An 18850-nucleotide genomic window follows, 5' to 3' on the forward strand; every position below is an offset into this window, starting at 1 on the left:
CGGGGCTCAGCCATTGTCGCCGGGCGAAACCGGTCAGGGTGAAGCCGGGGGATAGAGGTCCCGCGGCAGCTGGGCCGCTGCCGCCCGGTCCAGGAGCCACAGCGTGCGGGAGCGGCCGTACGCTCCCGCCGCCGGGGCCTGGATCTCGCCCGCGCCGCTCAGCGCGAGCGCGACCGCGCCCGCCTTGTCCTCGCCCGCGGCCAGCAGCCACACCTCGCGGGCCGCCTGGATCGCGGGCAGGGTCAGCGAGACGCGGGTCGGCGGCGGCTTGGGCGCCCCGCGGACCCCCACGACCGTGCGTTCGGTCTCCCGGACGCCCGGCAGCTCGGGGAACAGCGAGGCGATATGCGCGTCCGGGCCGACGCCCAGCAGCAGCACATCGAAGGACGGCACCAGGGCGTGGTCTTCCGGCCGTGCGGCCGCCGCCAGTTCGGCCGCGTAGGACTCCGCGGCGGCGTCCGCGTCATTGCCGTGCGCACCCTGCGCCGGGGGCATCGGATGCACCCGGGCCGGGTCCAGGTCCACCGCGTCCAGCAGGGCCTGGCGGGCCTGGGTGTGGTTGCGCTCCGGGTCGCCCTCCGGGAGGAACCGCTCGTCGCCCCACCACAGGTCCAGCCGCGACCAGTCCACCGCGTCCCGGGCGGGCGACTCGGCCAGGGCCGCGAGCAGCCCATTGCCGTTGCGCCCGCCGGTGAGGACCACTGAGGCGGAGCCCCGGGCGGCCTGGGCGTCCACGATCTTGGTGATCAGCCGGGCCGCCGCGGCGCGCGCCATCAGCTCCTTGTCCCGGTGCACCACCAGCTGGGGCGTGTTCACCGGGAGTCCGCCTTCTTGGCCGGCTGGGCCTTCTTCTTCGCAGCGGCCGGCGCGTCCGGGGCCTCCTGGGACTCCGCCTCGGATCCGGCCGCCGGCTTCGGGGCCTCCAGCGGCTCGGTGCCCAGTCGCTCCACGCCGTACTTCACCGCGGACTCATAGATGGTGTCCGGGTCAAGCCGGCGCAGTTCCTCCGCCAGCAGCTCGGAGGTGTCGCGCCGCTTGAGCGCCACCGCACGGTCCGGCTGGCCGCGCATGGCCAGGGTGGCCAGCGTGCCGTCCGGGCGGTCGAGGGTGATCACGCCGTTCTTGGTCTGCAGCCGGACCGCGGTCAGGCCAGGACCATCCGAGACGGTGCGCTTGGCGGTCACCCCGAGCCGGTCCGCCAGCCACATGGCCAGCAGTTCGGCGCTGGGGTTGTACGCCTCGCCCGCCACCTCGGCGGCGGTGACCTGGGCGCTGGGCTGCTGGTCCAGGGCGGCCGCCAGCATCGAGCGCCAGGGCGTGGTCCGGGTCCAGGCCAGGTCGGTGTCGCCGGGCGCGTAGTGGGCGGCCCGTGCCGAGAGCTCGGCGATCGGGTCCTCACAGGCGTAGGCGTCGGTGACCCGGCGCTGGCCCAGGGCGCCCAGCGGGTCCTTCTCCGGGTTGGCCGGGGAGTTGACCGGCCACCAGACGACCACGGGGGCGTCCGGCAGCAGCAGCGGCAGCACCACCGACTGGGCGTGGTCTATCACCTCGCCGTACAGCCGGAGCATCACCGTCTCGCCGGTGCCGGCGTCGGCGCCCACCCGGACGTCGGCGTCCAGCCGGGCCTGGGCCCGCTCGCGCGGCGAGCGGCTGACCCGCTTGATGACCACCAGCTTGCGCGAGGGGTGCTCGCGGGACGCCTCGTCGGCCGCCTTGAGCGCGTCATAGGCGTGCTCCTCGTCGGTGACGATGACCAGGGTGAGCACCATGCCGATGGCGGGGGCGCCGATGGCCCGGCGGCCCTCCACCAGAGCGTTGTTGATCTTGCTGGCAGTGGTGTCGGTGAGATCGATCTTCATGGCCGGCGCCAGCTCCGTCCGTCTCGTGCGAGCATCTCGTCCGCCTCGACCGGCCCCCAGGTGCCGGCCGGGTACTGCGCGGGCTTGCCGTGCTTGTCCCAGAACTCCTCGATCGGGTCGAGGATCTCCCAGGACAGCTCGACCTCCTTCAGGCGCGGGAAGAGGTTGGACTCTCCCAGCAGCACATCGAGGATCAGCCGCTCGTACGCCTCCGGGCTGGACTCGGTGAAGGACTCGCCATAGGCGAAGTCCATGGAGACGTCCCGGACCTCCATCTGGGTGCCCGGCACCTTGGAGCCGAACCGCATGGTCACGCCCTCGTCCGGCTGCACCCGGATGACCAGGGCGTTCTGCCCCAGCTCCTCGGTGGCGGTGTGGTCGAAGGGGGAGTGCGGGGCGCGCTGGAAGACCACCGCGATCTCGGTGACCCGGCGGCCCAGCCGCTTGCCGGTACGCAGATAGAAGGGGACGCCCGCCCAGCGGCGGTTGTCGATCTCCAGCTTGACCGCGGCATAGGTGTCCGTCTTGGACTTGGTGTCGATGCCCTCCTCCTGGAGGTAACCGACCACCTTCTCGCCGCCCTGCCAGCCGGCCGCGTACTGGCCGCGCACGGTCTCCTTGGCCAGGTCCTTGGGCAGCCGGACGGCGCCCAGCACCTTGGTCTTCTCGGCGGCCACCGCGTCCGCGTCGAAGGAGGCGGGCTCCTCCATGGCGGTCAGCGCCAGCAACTGCAGCAGGTGATTCTGGATGACGTCCCGGGCCGCGCCGATGCCGTCGTAGTAGCCGGCCCGGCCGCCGATGCCGATGTCCTCGGCCATGGTGATCTGGATGTGGTCGACAAAGGACCGGTTCCAGATGGGCTCGAAGAGGGTGTTGGCGAACCGCAGCGCCAGGATGTTCTGGACCGTCTCCTTGCCCAGGTAGTGGTCGATCCGGAAGACCTCGTTGGCCGGGAAGACCTCGTGGACGATCCGGTTGAGCTCCTGGGCGCTCTTCAGGTTGTGGCCGAAGGGCTTCTCGATGACGGCACGCCGCCAGGCGCCCTCCTTCTGGTCCGCCAGTCCGTGCTTCTTCAGCTGCTGGACGACGGTCGGGAAGAACTTGGGCGGCACCGAGAGGTAGAAGGCGAAGTTGCCGCCGGTGCCCTGGGCCTTGTCCAGCTCGTCGATGGTGCTCTTGAGCGTCTCGAAGGCGTCGTCGTCGCCGAAGTCGCCCTGGACGAACCGGCAGCCCTGCACCAGCTGCTGCCAGACCTCCTCGCGGAACGGCGTACGCGCGTGTTGCTTGACCGCGTTGTAGACGATCTCGGCGAAGTCCTCGTCCTCCCAGTCGCGGCGGGCGAAGCCGATCAGGGAGAAGCCCGGCGGCAGCAGACCCCGGTTGGCGAGGTCATACACGGCCGGCATCAGCTTTTTTCGGGACAAATCGCCCGTGACGCCAAAGATGACCAGGCCGGACGGCCCCGCGATACGCGGGAGCCGCCGGTCCTGAGGGTCACGCAGCGGATTGCTGCTGGTGCTCAATTCACGCCTCCGGTGCGAGGCGCTTGAGCTCCGCCTCCGTCGACTTCAGCAGGTCGTACCAGGCCGCCTCGAACTTCTCGACGCCCTCGTCCTCCAGGAGCTGCACCACGTCGTCGTAGGAGATGCCGACCTTGGCGAGGGCGTCCAGGTCCGCCTTGGCCTGCTCGTAGGTGCCGCGGACGGTGTCACCGCTGATGCTGCCGTGGTCACCGGCGGCCTGCAGGGTGGCCTCCGGCATGGTGTTGACCGTGTTGGGCGCCACCAGGTCGTCCACGTACAGGGTGTCCTTGTAGGCCGGGTCCTTGACACCGGTCGAGGCCCACAGCGGACGCTGCTTGTTGGCGCCGTGCTTCTCCAGGGCCAGCCAGCGGTCCGAGGAGAAGACCTCCTCGTACGCCTGGTACGCCAGGCGGGCGTTGGCCAGGGCGGCCTTGCCGCGCAGCGCCTTGGCCTCCTCGGTGCCCAGCGCGTCCAGGCGCTTGTCGATCTCGGTGTCCACCCGGGAGACGAAGAAGGACGCCACCGAGTGGATCAGCGACAGGTCCTGGCCGGCCGCCTTGGCCTTCTCCAGACCGGTCAGGTAGGCGTCCATGACCGCGCGGTAGCGCTCCAGGGAGAAGATCAGCGTGACATTGACGCTGATGCCCAGCCCGATGGTCTCGGCGATGGCCGGCAGACCCGCCTTGGTGGCGGGGATCTTGATCAGGGTGTTGGGACGGTCCACCAGCCAGGCCAGCTGCTTGGCCTCGGCCACAGTGGCCCGGGTGTTGTGCGCCAGGCGCGGGTCCACCTCGATGGAGACCCGGCCGTCCTGGCCCTCGGTGCGGTCGAAGACCGGCCGCAGGATGTCGGCGGCGTCCCGGACGTCCGCCGTGGTGATCATGCGGATGGCCTCGTCCACGGTCACCTTGCGGGCGGCCAGGTCGGCCAGCTGCTGCTGGTAGCCCTCACCGCTGGAGATCGCCTTCTGGAAGATCGACGGGTTGGTGGTGACACCCACCACATGCATCTCGTCGATCAGTTCCGACAGGTTGCCGGAGGTGATCCGCTTGCGGGAGAGGTCGTCCAGCCAGATGGCGACGCCTTCGTCGGACAGCCGCTTGAGTGCGTCAGTCATGGGTTCTGCATCTCCTAAGAGGAATAAGTACGGGGCGTCAGCGGCGGCCGGCGTCGGCGATGGACTCGCGGGCGGCCTCGACCACGGCGTCGGTGGTGATGCCGAACTCCTGGTAGAGCACCTGGTAGTCGGCGGAGGCGCCGAAGTGCTCCAGGGAGACCACCCGGCCGGCCTCGCCCACATAGCGGTACCAGGTCAGGCCGATGCCGGCCTCCACGGCCACCCGGGCCTTGACGTCCGGCAGCAGCACGCCGTCGCGGTACGCCTGGTCCTGCTCCTCGAACCACTCCACCGACGGCATGGAGACCACCCGGGTGGGGATGCCCTCGGCCTGCAGGCGGTCACGGGCCTCCACGGCCAGCTGGACCTCGGAACCGGTGGCGATCAGGATCAGCTGCGCCCGGCCGCCCTCGGCCTCGAACAGCACATAACCGCCCTTGGCGGCACCCTCGTTGGGCTCGTAGGTCGGCACGTTCTGCCGGGTCAGGGCCAGGCCGTGCGGGGCCGGCTTGACGCTGTGGCGCTTGGTGATCTCGCGCCAGGCGATGGCGGTCTCGTTGGCGTCCGCCGGGCGGACCATGTTCAGGCCCGGGATGGCGCGCAGCGCGGCCATGTGCTCCACCGGCTGGTGGGTCGGGCCGTCCTCGCCCAGGCCGATGGAGTCATGCGTCCAGACATAGGTGACCGGCAGCTTCATCAGCGCGGCCAGGCGCACGGCCGGGCGCATGTAGTCGGAGAACACCAGGAAGGTGCCGCCGTAGATACGGGTGTTGCCGTGCAGCGCGATGCCGTTCATGGTCGAACCCATGGCGTGCTCGCGGATACCGAAGTGCACGGTGCGGCCGTAGGGGTTGGCCTCCGGCAGCGGGTTGCCCTCCGGGAGGAAGGAGGAGGACGCGTCGATGGTGGTGTTGTTGGAGCCGGCCAGGTCGGCGGAGCCGCCCCAGAGCTCGGGGAGCACACCGCCCAGGGCCTTGAGGACCTCACCGGACGCCTTGCGGGTGGCCACGGCCTTGCCGGCCGGGAACTCCGGAAGGGCCTTCTCCCAGCCGTCGGGCAGCTCGCCCGCGTTGATGCGGTCGAAGTCGGCGGCCCGCTGCGGGTTGGCGGCGCGCCACTCCTGGATCCGCTTGTCCCACTCGGCGTGCGCCTGGCGGCCGCGGTCGACCACCTTGCGGGCGTGCGCCAGGACCTCGTCCGCCACCTGGAAGTGCTGCTGCGGGTCGAAGCCCAGCACCTCCTTGGTGGCGGCCACCTCGGCCTCACCCAGCGCCGAGCCGTGCGAGGCCTCGGTGTTCTGGGCGTTGGGGGCGGGCCAGGCGATGATGGTGCGGGCGGCGATGATCGAGGGGCGCTCGGTCTCCTCCTGCGCCGCCTTGAACGCCGCGAACAGCGCCTGGATGTCGAAGTCGCCGTTGGGGGACTGCTCGATGCGCTGGACGTGCCAGCCATAGGCCTCGTAGCGCTTGAGGACGTCCTCGGAGAAGGCCGTCTCGGTGTCGCCCTCGATGGAGATGTGGTTGTCGTCGTACAGCGCGACGATGTTGCCCAGCTTCTGGTGGCCGGCCAGCGAGGAGGCCTCGGCGGAGATGCCCTCCTCCAGGTCGCCGTCGGAGACGATGGCCCAGATGGTGTGGTCGAAGGGGGACTCGCCCTTGGGGGCCTCGGGGTCGAACAGACCGCGCTCGTAGCGGGCGGCCATGGCCATGCCCACCGCGTTGGCGATGCCCTGGCCCAGCGGGCCGGTGGTGGTCTCCACACCGCGGGTGTGGCCGTGCTCCGGGTGGCCCGGGGTCTTGCTGCCCCAGGTGCGGAAGGCCTTCAGGTCCGACAGCTCCAGGCCGTAACCGGACAGGAAGAGCTGGGTGTAGAGGGTCAGGCTGGTGTGCCCGGGGGAGAGGACGAACCGGTCGCGGCCGGTCCAGTCGGCGTCGCTGGGGTCGTGCCGCATCAGCTTCTGGAAGAGCAGGTACGCGGCCGGGGCCAGGCTCATGGCCGTGCCGGGGTGGCCGTTGCCGACCTTCTGCACGGCGTCCATGGCCAGGACGCGCGCGGTGTCAACGGCCCGCTGGTCCAGTTCGGTCCACTCGAGGTCTGTGGTGGTCGGCTTGGTGCTCACCCTAAGTCAGGGCTCCTCTCCACATGGTTCTCAGGCCGGGGGCGGTGTTCCGCCACGACTCGGCGAGGTCGAGCCTACCCTCGCCCTGACGCGCATCTTTTCGACGTGCAGTCGGCTGCTCGGCCCAACGCTCCCGGAAACCGGGACCGGCGGGGAAAGATTCCCGGCTTGGAGCGACCGGCCATGGCACCAGCGTGCAATGCGCCCGGCGCACTCGCCTCCCGGGTGGTCCCGGGGAGTCAGGTTTACCGGGCAGGCGGGCCCTCAACACGACCCCACCCCGGCGGAGGGCGCGCCACGCCCTGCGTCTAGAGTGGCGTGGTACGCGCAAGTCTTTCCCGGCCGGTCGGGTCGGATGTGCTTGCTGGCCTTATCTCTGTCAGGGGTGTGCGTGACGGCCGTCGAATCCCGTCCTGCGGGGGTGCTCATCGAGAGCCCCAGCCACCGGCCGTTCGGGGCCCGGGTCAAGGCGTTCGTGGCCCTTACCAAGCCGCGGATCATCGAGCTGCTGCTGATGACGACCGTACCGGTGATGTTCCTCGCGGCCCAGGGCGTACCCGACCTGTGGCTGGTGCTGGCCACCTGTGTCGGCGGCTATCTCTCGGCCGGCGGCGCGGGCGCGTTCAACATGTACTACGACCGCGACATCGACGCGCTGATGGACCGCACCTCCCAGCGTCCGCTGGTCACCGGCATGGTCTCGCCGCGTGAATGCCTGGTGTTCGCCACCGCGCTGACCGTGGTCTCGACCGTCTGGTTCTGGTTCCTGGTCAATCCGCTCTCGGCGGTGCTGTCGCTGGGCGCCTCGATGTTCTATGTCGTGGTCTACACGATGTGGCTCAAGCGGCGCACCGCGCAGAACATCGTCTGGGGCGGCATCGCGGGCTGTCTGCCGGTGCTCATCGGCTGGTCGGCCGTCAAGAACGATGTCTCCTGGGCCCCGGTCGTCCTCTTCCTGGTGATGTTCTTCTGGACGCCGCCGCACTACTGGCCGCTGTCGATGAAGGTCAAGGACGACTACCAGCGGGCCGGGGTGCCGATGCTGCCGGTCACCGCGGGCAACAAGGCGGTGGCCCGTCAGATCGTCATCTACAGCTGGGTGATGGTGGGCGTCTCCCTGCTGCTGTGGCCGCTGGGCTACACCGGCTGGTTCTACCCGGTGGTGGCGGCGCTGCTGGGCGCCCTGTGGCTCAAGGAGGCGCATGCGCTTCAGGCGCGCGCCAAGGCGGGGATCACCGGGGCCAAGCTCAAGGAGATGCGGCTCTTCCACTGGTCGATCACCTATGTGTCGCTGCTGTTCACGGCGGTGGCGATCGATCCCTTCCTGCGCTGACAGGCTTTCCGGGACGGGCGGTGCGGGTGGCCAAGGCCACCGGCGCCGCCCGTCGCCATTTCCGCTACTCGTCGGTAGCATCCTGGCCATGGCAGACACCAAGCAGGCCGAAGCGGCCGCCCCCGACGCCCTCGACGCGAAGGCCCAGCGCGAGGCGGCCCGGCTGGCCAAGCAGATCAGCGCGTTCGCGGGCAGCCACGGCGGCGGTGCCGAGGGGCAGTTGGCGCACATAGGGCGTGGCACCACCCGGATCGCGCTGGTGGGTGCGAACGGGGAGTGGGGCACCCTGGTGGCCCGCTCCCACGCGGCCGCGCGGAAGGCCGTGGAGATCGCCGGGATCGAGCTGCGGGAGGAGTTCGACGGCGAGATGGCGGCCAAGGTCCGTACCGGTCGCTATGAGTGGTCCCGGATGGCCGGCATCCAGGTCGGCGGGCCTGCCAACGGCTGAGCGTTGACACATGAGAAGAGGGGCGCCCCCCGGATACCGGGGGCGCCCCTCTCTTCGTGTTCAGGCTCAGGCGACAGCGGCCGGCTCCACGGCCTCGTGCTCGGCGGACGGGGCCGGCACCACCGGCAGCGGGCCGCGGTCGCGCAGCGAGAGGAGGACCCGCAGCGCGGCGATCCACACCAGGCAGGAGCCGAACATATGGATGCCGACCACCACCTCGGGTGAGTCATTGAAGTACTGGACGTAGCCGATGACCCCCTGAAGCATCAGCACCGCGAACAGCTCCACCACCCGCCGGACAGGGCCGCCCGGGGCCTGCACGGCACGCAGGGTGAACCACAGGGCCACCGTCAGGCCGATCACGATATAGACGAAGTCCACATGCAGCTGGGTGATCTCGTGCCAGTCCAGCGGGATGCGGCGCACGCCCTTGGAGGCGTCGCCCGCGTGCTTGCCCGCGCCGGTGACCACGGTGCCGACGACGATCAGCAGCAGGGTGGCGCCCACCAGTACCCGGCTCAGCTCCCGGACCGGACGGGCCACCAGCTCGCGCGGGGCGGCGTCACCCTCCAGGGAGCGGTGCCACATCAGCACGGCGACCGTCAGCAGGGCGGTGGACAGCAGGAAGTGGGTGCTGACGATATAGGGGTTCAGGCCGGTCAGCACCGTGATGCCACCGATCACCGCATTGCCCATGACCACCCAGAACTGGGCCCAGCCCAGCCGGGTGAGATCCCGGCGCAGCGGCAGGTGCGCCCGGGCGGCGATGATCGCCAGGCCCACCACCGCGCACAGCACATAGGTGAGCATGCGGTTGGTGAACTCGATGATGCCGTTGATGCCCATGGCGGGCGTCGGCGTCAGGCTGTGCTCGGTGCAGGTCGGCCAGGTCGGGCAGCCGAGCCCGGACTGGGTCAGCCGTACCGCGCCACCGGTGACCACGATGATCACGGCCATCACGACACAGGCGAGCGCGGCCCGCTGGACAAAGCGCGCGGAGGGCTGCCAGCGGTCGGCGATGAGCTGGAGGGGGTTCATCGATGTGGGCACCCGCTCATCGTAGAACGCCGCTTGTGCACCGATTCACGAGGCCCCCGGCCCGACTCACTCCCAGCGGAGAAAGCGACTCACTCCCAGCGGAAGAAACGACCCGCCGCGCCCAGCCCCAGCACCGACCAGACAGCCAGCACGCCCAGGTCGCCCCAGGGCATCCCGGCGCCGTCCCGCAGCACCGCGCGCAGCCCGTCGGAGAGCGCCGAGATGGGCAGCAGTTCCAGCACCGAGCGGGCGGCGTCCGGGAACTTCTCCAGGGGCACGATCACCCCGCCGCCGACCAGCAGCAGCAGAAAGACCAGGTTGGCCGCGGCCAGGGTGGCCTCGGCCCTGAGGGTGCCCGCCATCAGCAGGCCCAGCCCGGAGAAGGCGGCCGTGCCGAGGACGATCAGCAGGAGCACGGCCAGGGGGTTGCCATGCGGCGACCAGCCCAGCGCAAAGGCGATCACGGTCAGCAGCGCGATCTGCAGCACCTCGGTGACCAGCACCGAGCAGGTCTTGGCGGTCATCAGCGCCCAGCGCGGCAGCGGTGAGGCGCCCAGCCGCTTGAGCACCCCGTAGCGCCGCTCGAAGCCGGTGGCGATGGCCTGCCCGGTGAAGGCGGTGGACAGCACGGCCAGGGCCAGCACGCCGGGGGCCAGGAAGTCCACCGCCTTGCCCTTGCCGGTGTCCACGATGTCCACGCTGCTGAACAGGGTCAGCAGCAGGGTGGGGATCACCACGGTGAGCAGCAGTTGCTCGCCGTTGCGCAGCAGCATCCTGGTCTCCAGGGCGGCCTGCGCCCGGATCATCCGCGCCACCGGCGCGGCCCCCGGCCTGGGGGCGAAGGCGGCGCTCATGAACGCAAGTCCCTTCCGGTGAGCTCCAGAAATACGTCCTCCAGCGTGTGCCGCTCGACCACTATCCGGTCCGGCATCACTCCGTGCTGGGCGCACCAGGTGGTGACGGTGGCCAGCAGCTGGGGGCCCACCGCGCCGCTGACCCGGTAGCTGCCCGGGGCCAGCTCGATCGCCGCGCAGTCCGCGGGCAGCGCCTTGACCAGGGCGGAGACATCCAGGCCGGGACGGCCGGAGAAGCGCAGGCTGTTCTCGGCGCCGCCCCGGCACAGCTCCTCGGGGCTGCCCTGGGCTATCACCTTGCCGCCGTCCACGATGGCGACGTCATCGGCCAGCTGCTCGGCCTCCTCCATGTGGTGCGTGCTGAGCACCACGGTGACGCCGTCCGCGCGCAGCTCGCGCACCAGGTCCCAGGTGGCCCGGCGGGCCTGTGGGTCCAGGCCGGCGGTCGGCTCGTCCAGGAAGACCAGCTCGGGGCGGCCCACCACGGCCATGGCCAGCGACAGCCGCTGCTGCTGGCCGCCGGACAGCCGCCGGTAGGCGGTGCGTCCGCAGCCGCCCAGCCCCAGCCGTTCGGTCAGGGCGTCCACATCCAGCGGGTGGGCGTGCAGCGAGGCCATGTGCCGCAGCATCTCCTCGGCGCGGGCGCCGGGGTAGACGCCGCCGCTCTGCAGCATCACGCCCACCCGGGGGCGCAGTGCCGCCGCGTCGGCGACCGGGTCCAGGCCCAGCACGCGGACCGTGCCCGCGTCCGGCCGGCGATAGCCCTCGCAGGTCTCGATGGTGGTGGTCTTGCCCGCCCCATTGGGGCCGAGCACGGCGGTGAGGGTGCCGGCGGCGACGGACAGATCGAGCCCGTTCACCGCCGTCTTGGTGCCGTACCGCTTGACGAGGCCATGGACCTCGACCACGGGGGCCCCGGAGAAGGCGCTGCACATGCGGGGAAGTCTACGAAGCCGCGAGCGCCGGCGGCCCCGCCGGGGGTGGCGGTTAGGTGACCCTTAGTGATCGATACCACCACCATCCGGCGGGACGAGGCTTGTCGGCCCTTCGCCAATTACGCAACAATGGCGTTGTGAAATACGCGGGCAAGGCTCCGGAGAGCCCCGCGGCCCAGGAGGCCGCCGGGGTGCGTACGCCGTTGCCCGACGAGCAGCGCGGCACCCGCAACCGGGTGGTCCGCTCCATCCTCGATCACGGCCCGTCCACCGCGGCGGAGCTGGCGCTGCGCCTGAACCTCACCCAGGCCGCGGTCCGCCGCCACCTGGACACCCTGGCCGCCGAGCGTGTTGTGGAGCCCCGCGAGAAGCGGGTCTACGGAGCCCGCACCCGCGGCCGCCCCGCCAAGGTCTTCGCGCTCACCGACAACGGCCGGGACGCCTTCGACCAGGCCTACGACAAGCTGGCGGGCGAGGCCCTGCGCTGGATCGCCGAGAGCGCCGGCGGCGGCGAGGCCGGGGAGGCCGCCATCGCCGCCTTCGCCCGGGCCCGGATGGCCGCCCAGGCCGAGGGCTACCGCGAGGCGCTGGACCGGGCCGCCCCCGATGAGCGGGCCCATGCGCTGGCCAGGGCATTGACCGAGGACGGGTACGCTGCTACGGCGCGCAGCGCACCGGTCGGCGAACAGCTCTGCCAGCACCACTGCCCGGTCGCCCATGTCGCCGAGCAGTTCCCACAGCTGTGCGAGGCGGAGACCGAGGTCTTCTCCCGTCTGCTGGGGACCCATGTGCAGCGTCTGGCCACCATCGCCCATGGCGACGGTGTGTGCACGACGTTCATTCCGCGCAGCGGAACACCCAAGACCACCACTACCGCATCCACCAGCACGGCCGGGAGGAACCCCGCATGACTCTCCCCACGGAGACTGCCCACCCTGAGCTCGAGGGCCTGGGCACGTATGAATACGGCTGGGCCGACTCCGACGCGGCCGGTGCCGCGGCCAAGCGCGGCCTCTCCGAGGAGGTCGTCCGCGACATCTCGGCGAAGAAGTCCGAGCCGGAGTGGATGCTCAAGCTGCGTCTGAAGGGCCTCAAGCTCTTCGAGAAGAAGCCCATGCCGACCTGGGGCTCCGACCTCTCCGGCATTGACTTCGACAACATCAAGTACTTTGTGCGTTCCACCGAGAAGCAGGCCGCCACCTGGGAGGACCTGCCGGAGGACATCAAGAACACCTACGACAAGCTGGGCATCCCCGAGGCGGAGAAGCAGCGTCTGGTCGCCGGTGTCGCCGCGCAGTACGAGTCCGAGGTCGTCTACCACCAGATCCGCGAGGACCTGGAGCAGCAGGGCGTCATCTTCCTGGACACCGACACCGCGCTCAAGGAGCACCCGGAGCTCTTCCAGGAGTACTTCGGCACCGTCATCCCGGTCGGTGACAACAAGTTCGCCTCGCTGAACTCCGCCGTGTGGTCCGGCGGCTCCTTCATCTACGTCCCGCCGGGCGTCCATGTCGACATCCCGCTCCAGGCCTACTTCCGGATCAACACCGAGAACATGGGCCAGTTCGAGCGGACGCTGATCATCGTCGACGAGAACGCCTATGTGCACTACGTAGAGGGCTGCACCGCCCCGATCTACTCCTCGGACTCGCTGCACAGCGCGGTCGTGGAGATCATCGTCAAGAAGGGCGGCCGCTGCCGCTACACGACCATCCAGAACTGGTCGAACAACGTCTACAACCTGGTCACCAAGCGCGCCGTCGCCTACGAGGGCGCCACCATGGAGTGGGTCGACGGCAACATCGGCTCCAAGGTGACCATGAAGTACCCGGCTGTCTACCTGATGGGCGAGCACGCCAAGGGCGAGACCCTGTCCATCGCCTTCTCCGGTGAGGGCCAGCACCAGGACGCCGGCGCCAAGATGGTGCACATGGCGCCCAACACCTCCTCCAACATCGTCTCCAAGTCGGTGGCCCGGGGCGGCGGCCGCACCTCCTACCGCGGTCTGATCGAGATCGGCGAGGGTGCCCACGGCTCCAAGTCCAATGTGCTCTGTGACGCGCTGCTGGTGGACACCATCTCCCGATCGGACACCTACCCCTATGTCGACGTCCGCGAGGACGACGTCTCCATGGGTCATGAGGCGACCGTCTCCAAGGTCAGCGACGACCAGCTCTTCTACCTGATGAGCCGCGGCCTGTCCGAGGACGAGGCGATGGCCATGATCGTGCGCGGCTTTGTCGAGCCGATCGCCCGCGAGCTGCCCATGGAGTACGCCCTGGAGCTCAACCGGCTGATCGAGCTGCAGATGGAGGGCGCGGTCGGTTAAGCGCCACCGCCCCCCTACCGCAGCGAACCCTTTGTGACAGGAAGAGAGCACGACGACAGCCATGGCTGACAACACCCCCGCCGGCAGCACGACCGACGGCGCCATCCAGGTGGGCGGCTCCCGGCAGCCCATCGACGCGCGGGTCTCCGCGCCCGCCTCGTACGACGTGGCGGACTTCCCCGTGCCGCACGGCCGCGAGGAGGAGTGGCGGTTCACCCCGCTGGGGCGCCTGCGCGGGCTGCACGACGGCACCGCCACCGCCAACGGCGGCGGCCTCAAGGTCGAGGTGACCGCCCCCGCCGGCGTCACCGTGGAGACCGTCGGCCGGGACGACACCCGCCTCGGCAAGGCGGGCAAGCCGGTCGACCGCGTCGCCGCCCAGGCCTACAGCTCCTTCGAGAAGGCGTCCGTGGTCTCGGTCCCCAAGGAGACCGTGCTCACCGAGCCCGTGCGCATCTCCGCGCACGGCGAGGGCGGCGTGGCCTACGGCCACCTGCTGGTCGAGGTCGGTGCCTTCGCCGAGGCCGTGGTGGTCATCGACCACACCGGCGATGTCACCCTGGGCGCCAACGTCGAATACGTCATCGGCGACGGCGCCAAGCTCACCGTGGTCTCCATCCAGGACTGGGACGGCACCGCCGTGCACGCCGCCCAGCACACCGCCCTGATCGGCCGGGACGCCTCCTTCAAGTCCGTGATCGTCACCTTCGGCGGCGACCTGGTCCGCCTGCACCCGCGGGTGGTCTACGGCGCCCCCGGCGGCGAGGCCGAGCTCTACGGTGTGTACTTCACCGACAACGGCCAGCACCAGGAGCACCGCCTCTTCGTCGACCACGACACCCCGCACTGCCGCAGCAATGTCGCCTACAAGGGCGCCCTGCAGGGCCAGGACGCGCACGCGGTGTGGATCGGCGACGTCCTCATCCGCGCCACCGCGGAGGGCACCGACACCTACGAGCTCAACCGCAACCTGGTCCTCACCGACGGCGCCCGGGTGGACTCGGTCCCCAACCTGGAGATCGAGACCGGTGAGATCGTCGGCGCCGGCCACGCCTCCGCCACCGGTCGCTTCGACGACGAGCAGCTGTTCTACCTGATGGCCCGGGGCATCCCGGCCGACGAGGCGCGCCGCCTGGTGGTCCGCGGCTTCTTCGCCGAGCTCGTCCAGCAGATCGGTATCCCCGAGCTGGAGGAGCGCCTGATCGCCAAGATCGAGGCCGAGCTGGAGGCGTCCGTCGCATGAGCTATGTACGAGTGGCCACGCTGAGCGAGCTGGCGGAGGACACCCCCAAGCGGGTCGAGATCGACGGCACCCCGGTCTCGATAGTCCGCACCGAGGGTGAGGTCTTCGCGATCTACGACATCTGCTCGCACGCGAATGTCTCGCTCTCCGAGGGCGAGGTGGAGGACTGCGCCATCGAGTGCTGGCTGCATGGCTCCACCTTCGACCTGCGCACCGGAAAGCCGTCCGGCCTGCCCGCCACGCGCCCCGTCCCCGTTTACCCCGTCAAGATCGAAGGGGACGACGTGCTCGTCTCCCTCACCCAGGAGTCCTGAGTTCCCCATGGCAACGCTTGAGATCCACGACCTGCACGTCTCCGTCGAAGCCGAGAACGGCCCCCGGGAGATCCTGCGCGGCGTCGACCTGACCGTGAAGCAGGGCGAGACCCACGCCATCATGGGCCCCAACGGCTCCGGCAAGTCCACCCTGGCCTACTCGCTGGCCGGCCACCCCAAGTACACGATCACCGGCGGCACCGTCACCCTGGACGGGGAGAACGTCCTGGAGATGTCGGTGGACGAGCGCGCCCGCGCCGGCGTCTTCCTGGCCATGCAGTACCCGGTGGAGGTCCCGGGCGTCTCGGTCTCCAACTTCCTGCGCACCTCCGCCACCGCCGTCCGCGGCGAGGCCCCCAAGCTGCGCACCTGGGTGAAGGAGGTCAAGTCCGCCATGGAGCAGCTCCAGATGGACCCCGCCTTCGCCGAGCGCAATGTCAACGAGGGCTTCTCCGGCGGTGAGAAGAAGCGCCACGAGATCCTTCAGCTGGAGCTGCTCAAGCCGAAGATCGCGATCCTGGACGAGACCGACTCCGGCCTGGACGTGGACGCGCTGCGGATCGTCTCCGAGGGCGTCAACCGGGTCCGTGAGACCGGTGAGGTCGGCACCCTGCTGATCACCCACTACACGCGCATCCTGCGCTACATCAAGCCCGACTTCGTGCATGTCTTCGCGAACGGCCGCATCGCCGAGTCCGGCGGCGCCGAGCTCGCCGACAAGCTGGAGGAAGAGGGCTACGAGGCGTACGTGACGAAGGGCGGCGTATCCGCGTGACAACCCTGCCGGGCCTCCTCGACACCGACGCGATCCGCAAGGACTTCCCCATCCTGGACCGCGTGGTGCACGACGGGAAGAAGATCGTCTACCTGGACAACGCGGCCACCTCGCAGAAGCCGCGCCAGGTGCTCGATGTGCTCAACGAGTACTACGAGCGGCACAACGCCAACGTCCACCGTGGTGTGCATGTCCTCGCCGAGGAGGCCACGGCGCTGTACGAAGGCGCCCGCGACAAGGTCGCCGCCTTCATCAACGCCCCCAGCCGGGACGAGGTGATCTTCACCAAGAACGCCTCCGAGTCCCTCAACCTCGTCGCCAACATGCTGGGCTGGGCCGACGAGCCCTACCGGGTGGACCGCGACACCGAGATCGTCATCACGGAGATGGAGCACCACTCCAACATCGTTCCGTGGCAGCTGCTCTCGCAGCGCACCGGCGCGAAGCTGAAGTGGTTCGGGCTCACCGACGACGGCCGCCTGGACCTCTCCAACATCGACGAGGTCATCACCGAGAAGACCAAGGTCGTCTCCTTCGTCCTGGTCTCCAACATCCTGGGCACCGTCAACCCGGTGGAGGCGATCGTCCGCCGCGCCCAGCAGGTCGGCGCGCTGGTGGTCATCGACGCCTCGCAGGCCGCCCCGCATATGCCGCTGGACGTCCAGTCGCTGGGCGCCGACTTTGTGGCCTTCACCGGCCACAAGATGTGCGGCCCGGACGGCATCGGTGTCCTGTGGGGCCGCCAGGAGCTGCTGGAGGACCTGCCGCCGTTCCTCGGCGGCGGCGAGATGATCGAGACCGTCTCGATGCACTCCTCCACCTATGCTCCCGCCCCGCACAAGTTCGAGGCCGGTACGCCGCCGATCGCCCAGGCCGTCGGCCTCGGCGCGGCGGTGGACTACCTCACCGCCATCGGCATGGAGCGCATCGCCCAGCATGAGCACGCGCTCACCGAGTACGCCATCAAGCGCCTCCAGGAGGTGCCGGACCTCAAGCTGATCGGTCCGGTCACGGCCGAGGACCGCGCCGCCGCGATCTCCTTCACCCTCGGCGACATCCACCCGCACGATGTGGGCCAGGTCCTCGACGAGCAGGGCATAGCGGTCCGGGTCGGGCACCACTGCGCCCGGCCGGTCTGCCTGCGGTACGGAATTCCGGCGACCACCCGGGCGTCGTTCTATCTGTACTCCACGCCCGGCGAGGTGGACGCGCTGATCGAGGGCCTGGAGCACGTCCGGAACTTCTTCGGCTGATGGGCTGCCACTGTGAAGCTTGATTCCATGTACCAGGACGTCATCCTGGACCACTACAAGCACCCGCACGGCCGGGGCTTGCGCGACGGCGACGCCGAGGTACACCACACCAACCCCACCTGCGGCGATGAGATCACGCTGCGGGTGCGGCTGGACGGCGAGAGAATCGAAGACGTCTCCTACGAGGGCCAGGGCTGCTCCATCAGCCAGGCCAGCGCCTCGGTTCTCAATGAGCTGCTGGTGGGCAAGGAGGTCGCCGAAGCGCGGAAGATCCAGGAGACCTTCCTGGAACTGATGCAGTCCAAGGGCCAGATCGAGCCCGACGACGCGATGGAGGAGGTGCTGGAGGACGCGGTCGCGTTCGCCGGTGTCTCCAAGTACCCGGCCCGGGTGAAGTGCGCGCTGCTGAGCTGGATGGCGTGGAAGGATGCGACGGCGCAGGTGCTGTCGGAGAGGAAGACCGCATGAGTGACGAGGTGCAGACCACCAAGCCGGCCACCGAGGAAGAGGTCCGCGAGGCCCTCTATGACGTGGTCGACCCGGAGCTGGGCATCGATGTCGTCAACCTCGGCCTGATCTACGGCATTCACATCGACGACGCCAATATCGCCACCCTCGACATGACGCTGACCTCGGCGGCCTGCCCGCTGACCGATGTCATCGAGGACCAGGCCAAGTCGGCCACCGAGGGCATCGTCAACGAGCTCCGGATCAACTGGGTCTGGATGCCGCCGTGGGGCCCCGACAAGATCACCGACGAGGGCCGCGAGCAGCTGCGCGCGCTGGGCTTCAACGTCTGAGCGCCTGCTGACCGGTTGACGCCGCCGCACTTCCCGAGTGCGGCGGCGTTTTCGTTGCGCCGGCTACGCCATCCAGAAGAAGACGGCCGTCATCCGCTTCTCCGCCAGCGACCTGCCCCGGTAACCGGTGGCGCTGTGCATCATGTTGGCGCTGTAGAGCAGCAGCCGGTTGTACTTGTGCGGTACGCGCACATCCTCGGTGAAGGAGTCCGGCGGGACAAAGCGCGTGCCCAGCGCGTCCACCAGGTTGTTGTGCGGGGCGGTCACCATATTGCCGCCCAGCCGGCCGCCGGGCAGGCTCTGCCGGTAGAAGGCGGTGCCGCAGTCCTTGGAGACGTCCGGGTTGAGATAGAGCACCGCCGCATAGCGGCACAGAGCCCGGGAGTCGGTGTGCGGACGGGGCTCGCTCTCGCCCTCGCCGACCACCTGGACACAGTTGTGGTTGAAGGTGCCGCCGCCGGTGGCCTCCTCCACCCAGAGCCTGCGGGCCCCGGTGGACTTGCGCACCAGCCGCTCCACCAGGGCGAGTTCATCCGGCTCCAGCCCCGGCATGGCCCGCATCCCGGGCCAGGGCTCGGGCTTGTGCGGATAGCCCTCCACCCAGTCCTCGCGCGCCAGATGCCGGGCGCGCACCGCGTCCGGATCGGGCAGCACATCGTCCAGGACCCAGTAGTCCCGGCCACGGGTGGGCTTGCGGTAGGGGAGGACGGGCAGTTCGGGCATGCGGCGACCTTATCGCCGCCAACTCTCTTGGTTTCCCCCGAAATTGGTCAACGCATCGTCAAGTACGAGGCCCTGTAAGAGGTGTGGGGCGGCTCTGTCATGTGGCTCCGCCGCAGGGGGTGCGACTGGCCACGGACGGCCCGCAGTAGCGACCGATACGCTGCAACAGTCGCCCCATCGGCCCAGG

At 69.7% G+C, this 18850-nt stretch carries 19 protein-coding genes; 10 read left to right on the plus strand and 9 right to left on the minus strand.

Translation table 11 applies throughout. The annotated features are described in order from the left end of the window. Positions 1-33 precede the first annotated feature (33 nt). The 5 genes from pgl to tkt are packed head-to-tail and all read right to left on the minus strand — an operon-like array spanning position 34 to position 6618. Positions 34-816: a 6-phosphogluconolactonase gene (gene pgl / locus ACIHFE_RS04350; protein ID WP_400104240.1), complete on the minus strand. Its 783-nt coding sequence runs from the start codon at positions 814-816 to the stop codon at positions 34-36. Further along, positions 813-1859, minus strand: a complete 1047-nt coding sequence (opcA, locus tag ACIHFE_RS04355) for a glucose-6-phosphate dehydrogenase assembly protein OpcA (RefSeq protein ID WP_400104241.1) — start codon at positions 1857-1859, stop codon at positions 813-815. The genes pgl and opcA overlap by 4 nt, the downstream gene beginning before the upstream one ends. Further along, the gene (zwf, locus tag ACIHFE_RS04360) at positions 1856-3382 is read right to left on the minus strand and encodes a glucose-6-phosphate dehydrogenase (RefSeq protein WP_400104242.1); all 1527 of its coding nucleotides are present in this window, start codon (positions 3380-3382) and stop codon (positions 1856-1858) included. Before zwf ends, opcA begins: the two co-directional genes overlap by 4 nt. A gap of 1 nt (position 3383) precedes the next feature. Next, the gene (gene tal / locus ACIHFE_RS04365) at positions 3384-4499 is read right to left on the minus strand and encodes a transaldolase (RefSeq protein WP_400104243.1); all 1116 of its coding nucleotides are present in this window, start codon (positions 4497-4499) and stop codon (positions 3384-3386) included. Between the two features lie 37 nt (positions 4500-4536). Beyond that, positions 4537-6618 carry a transketolase gene (tkt, locus tag ACIHFE_RS04370; protein WP_400104244.1) on the minus strand — a complete coding sequence of 694 codons (2082 nt, stop codon included), beginning with the start codon at positions 6616-6618 and terminating at the stop codon, positions 4537-4539. Between the two features lie 391 nt (positions 6619-7009). Here tkt and ACIHFE_RS04375 point away from each other — a divergent pair, with 391 nt between their 5' ends. Continuing rightward, positions 7010-7951 carry a heme o synthase gene (locus ACIHFE_RS04375; protein ID WP_400104245.1) on the plus strand — a complete coding sequence of 314 codons (942 nt, stop codon included), beginning with the start codon at positions 7010-7012 and terminating at the stop codon, positions 7949-7951. Positions 7952-8039: 88 nt separating this feature from the next. After that, on the plus strand, positions 8040-8399 hold the full coding sequence (locus ACIHFE_RS04380; RefSeq protein ID WP_400104246.1) for a hypothetical protein: 360 nt from the start codon (positions 8040-8042) through the stop codon (positions 8397-8399). Between the two features lie 66 nt (positions 8400-8465). On the opposite strand, the gene ACIHFE_RS04385 is transcribed toward ACIHFE_RS04380, so the two are convergent. The 3 genes from ACIHFE_RS04385 to ACIHFE_RS04395 form a co-directional block, all read right to left on the minus strand. Then, positions 8466-9449, minus strand: a complete 984-nt coding sequence (locus tag ACIHFE_RS04385; protein WP_400104247.1) for a heme A synthase — start codon at positions 9447-9449, stop codon at positions 8466-8468. 77 nt (positions 9450-9526) lie between these two features. Next, complete coding sequence (locus ACIHFE_RS04390) at positions 9527-10291, minus strand: ABC transporter permease (RefSeq protein WP_400104248.1); 765 nt, start codon at positions 10289-10291, stop codon at positions 9527-9529. Then, positions 10288-11226, minus strand: coding sequence for an ABC transporter ATP-binding protein (locus ACIHFE_RS04395; protein WP_400104249.1), 939 nt, complete (start codon positions 11224-11226; stop codon positions 10288-10290). The genes ACIHFE_RS04390 and ACIHFE_RS04395 overlap by 4 nt, the downstream gene beginning before the upstream one ends. A gap of 137 nt (positions 11227-11363) precedes the next feature. On the opposite strand from ACIHFE_RS04395, the gene ACIHFE_RS04400 reads away from it, so the two are divergent. The 8 genes from ACIHFE_RS04400 (at position 11364) to ACIHFE_RS04435 (ending at position 17940) form a co-directional block, all read left to right on the plus strand. After that, complete coding sequence (locus ACIHFE_RS04400) at positions 11364-12137, plus strand: helix-turn-helix transcriptional regulator (RefSeq protein ID WP_400104250.1); 774 nt, start codon at positions 11364-11366, stop codon at positions 12135-12137. After that, positions 12134-13555: a Fe-S cluster assembly protein SufB gene (sufB, locus tag ACIHFE_RS04405; RefSeq protein ID WP_400104251.1), complete on the plus strand. Its 1422-nt coding sequence runs from the start codon at positions 12134-12136 to the stop codon at positions 13553-13555. Before ACIHFE_RS04400 ends, sufB begins: the two co-directional genes overlap by 4 nt. A gap of 61 nt (positions 13556-13616) precedes the next feature. After that, positions 13617-14798 carry a Fe-S cluster assembly protein SufD gene (sufD, locus tag ACIHFE_RS04410; RefSeq protein WP_400104252.1) on the plus strand — a complete coding sequence of 394 codons (1182 nt, stop codon included), beginning with the start codon at positions 13617-13619 and terminating at the stop codon, positions 14796-14798. Then, positions 14795-15112, plus strand: a complete 318-nt coding sequence (locus tag ACIHFE_RS04415; protein WP_400104253.1) for a non-heme iron oxygenase ferredoxin subunit — start codon at positions 14795-14797, stop codon at positions 15110-15112. Before sufD ends, ACIHFE_RS04415 begins: the two co-directional genes overlap by 4 nt. A gap of 7 nt (positions 15113-15119) precedes the next feature. Continuing rightward, positions 15120-15887: a Fe-S cluster assembly ATPase SufC gene (sufC, locus tag ACIHFE_RS04420; protein ID WP_400104254.1), complete on the plus strand. Its 768-nt coding sequence runs from the start codon at positions 15120-15122 to the stop codon at positions 15885-15887. Then, entirely contained in the window at positions 15884-17140 is a 1257-nt protein-coding gene (locus ACIHFE_RS04425) for a cysteine desulfurase (protein WP_400104255.1), read from the plus strand. Before sufC ends, ACIHFE_RS04425 begins: the two co-directional genes overlap by 4 nt. A gap of 12 nt (positions 17141-17152) precedes the next feature. Next, the gene (gene sufU, locus ACIHFE_RS04430) at positions 17153-17608 is read left to right on the plus strand and encodes a Fe-S cluster assembly sulfur transfer protein SufU (protein WP_109278247.1); all 456 of its coding nucleotides are present in this window, start codon (positions 17153-17155) and stop codon (positions 17606-17608) included. Further along, positions 17605-17940, plus strand: coding sequence for a metal-sulfur cluster assembly factor (locus ACIHFE_RS04435; RefSeq protein WP_109278248.1), 336 nt, complete (start codon positions 17605-17607; stop codon positions 17938-17940). The genes sufU and ACIHFE_RS04435 overlap by 4 nt, the downstream gene beginning before the upstream one ends. Positions 17941-18003: 63 nt before the next feature. Here the strand turns inward: ACIHFE_RS04435 and ACIHFE_RS04440 are convergent, their stop codons facing one another. Continuing rightward, positions 18004-18663 carry a DUF6445 family protein gene (locus tag ACIHFE_RS04440; protein ID WP_400104256.1) on the minus strand — a complete coding sequence of 220 codons (660 nt, stop codon included), beginning with the start codon at positions 18661-18663 and terminating at the stop codon, positions 18004-18006. Positions 18664-18850: the final 187 nt, after the last annotated feature.

It is taken from the genome of Streptomyces sp. NPDC052396 (assembly GCF_044593195.1).
In the GTDB taxonomy this organism is placed as follows: domain Bacteria; phylum Actinomycetota; class Actinomycetes; order Streptomycetales; family Streptomycetaceae; genus Streptomyces.

Coding starts and splice junctions, on each gene's coding strand:
- opcA (WP_400104241.1), bottom strand. CDS start 1,859: ATGAAGATCGATCTCACCGACACCACTGCCAGCAAGATCAACAACGCT.
- tal (WP_400104243.1), bottom strand. CDS start 4,499: ATGACTGACGCACTCAAGCGGCTGTCCGACGAAGGCGTCGCCATCTGG.
- ACIHFE_RS04380 (WP_400104246.1), top strand. CDS start 8,040: ATGGCAGACACCAAGCAGGCCGAAGCGGCCGCCCCCGACGCCCTCGAC.
- ACIHFE_RS04390 (WP_400104248.1), bottom strand. CDS start 10,291: ATGAGCGCCGCCTTCGCCCCCAGGCCGGGGGCCGCGCCGGTGGCGCGG.
- ACIHFE_RS04395 (WP_400104249.1), bottom strand. CDS start 11,226: ATGTGCAGCGCCTTCTCCGGGGCCCCCGTGGTCGAGGTCCATGGCCTC.
- sufB (WP_400104251.1), top strand. CDS start 12,134: ATGACTCTCCCCACGGAGACTGCCCACCCTGAGCTCGAGGGCCTGGGC.
- sufD (WP_400104252.1), top strand. CDS start 13,617: ATGGCTGACAACACCCCCGCCGGCAGCACGACCGACGGCGCCATCCAG.
- ACIHFE_RS04415 (WP_400104253.1), top strand. CDS start 14,795: ATGAGCTATGTACGAGTGGCCACGCTGAGCGAGCTGGCGGAGGACACC.
- sufC (WP_400104254.1), top strand. CDS start 15,120: ATGGCAACGCTTGAGATCCACGACCTGCACGTCTCCGTCGAAGCCGAG.
- ACIHFE_RS04435 (WP_109278248.1), top strand. CDS start 17,605: ATGAGTGACGAGGTGCAGACCACCAAGCCGGCCACCGAGGAAGAGGTC.
- ACIHFE_RS04440 (WP_400104256.1), bottom strand. CDS start 18,663: ATGCCCGAACTGCCCGTCCTCCCCTACCGCAAGCCCACCCGTGGCCGG.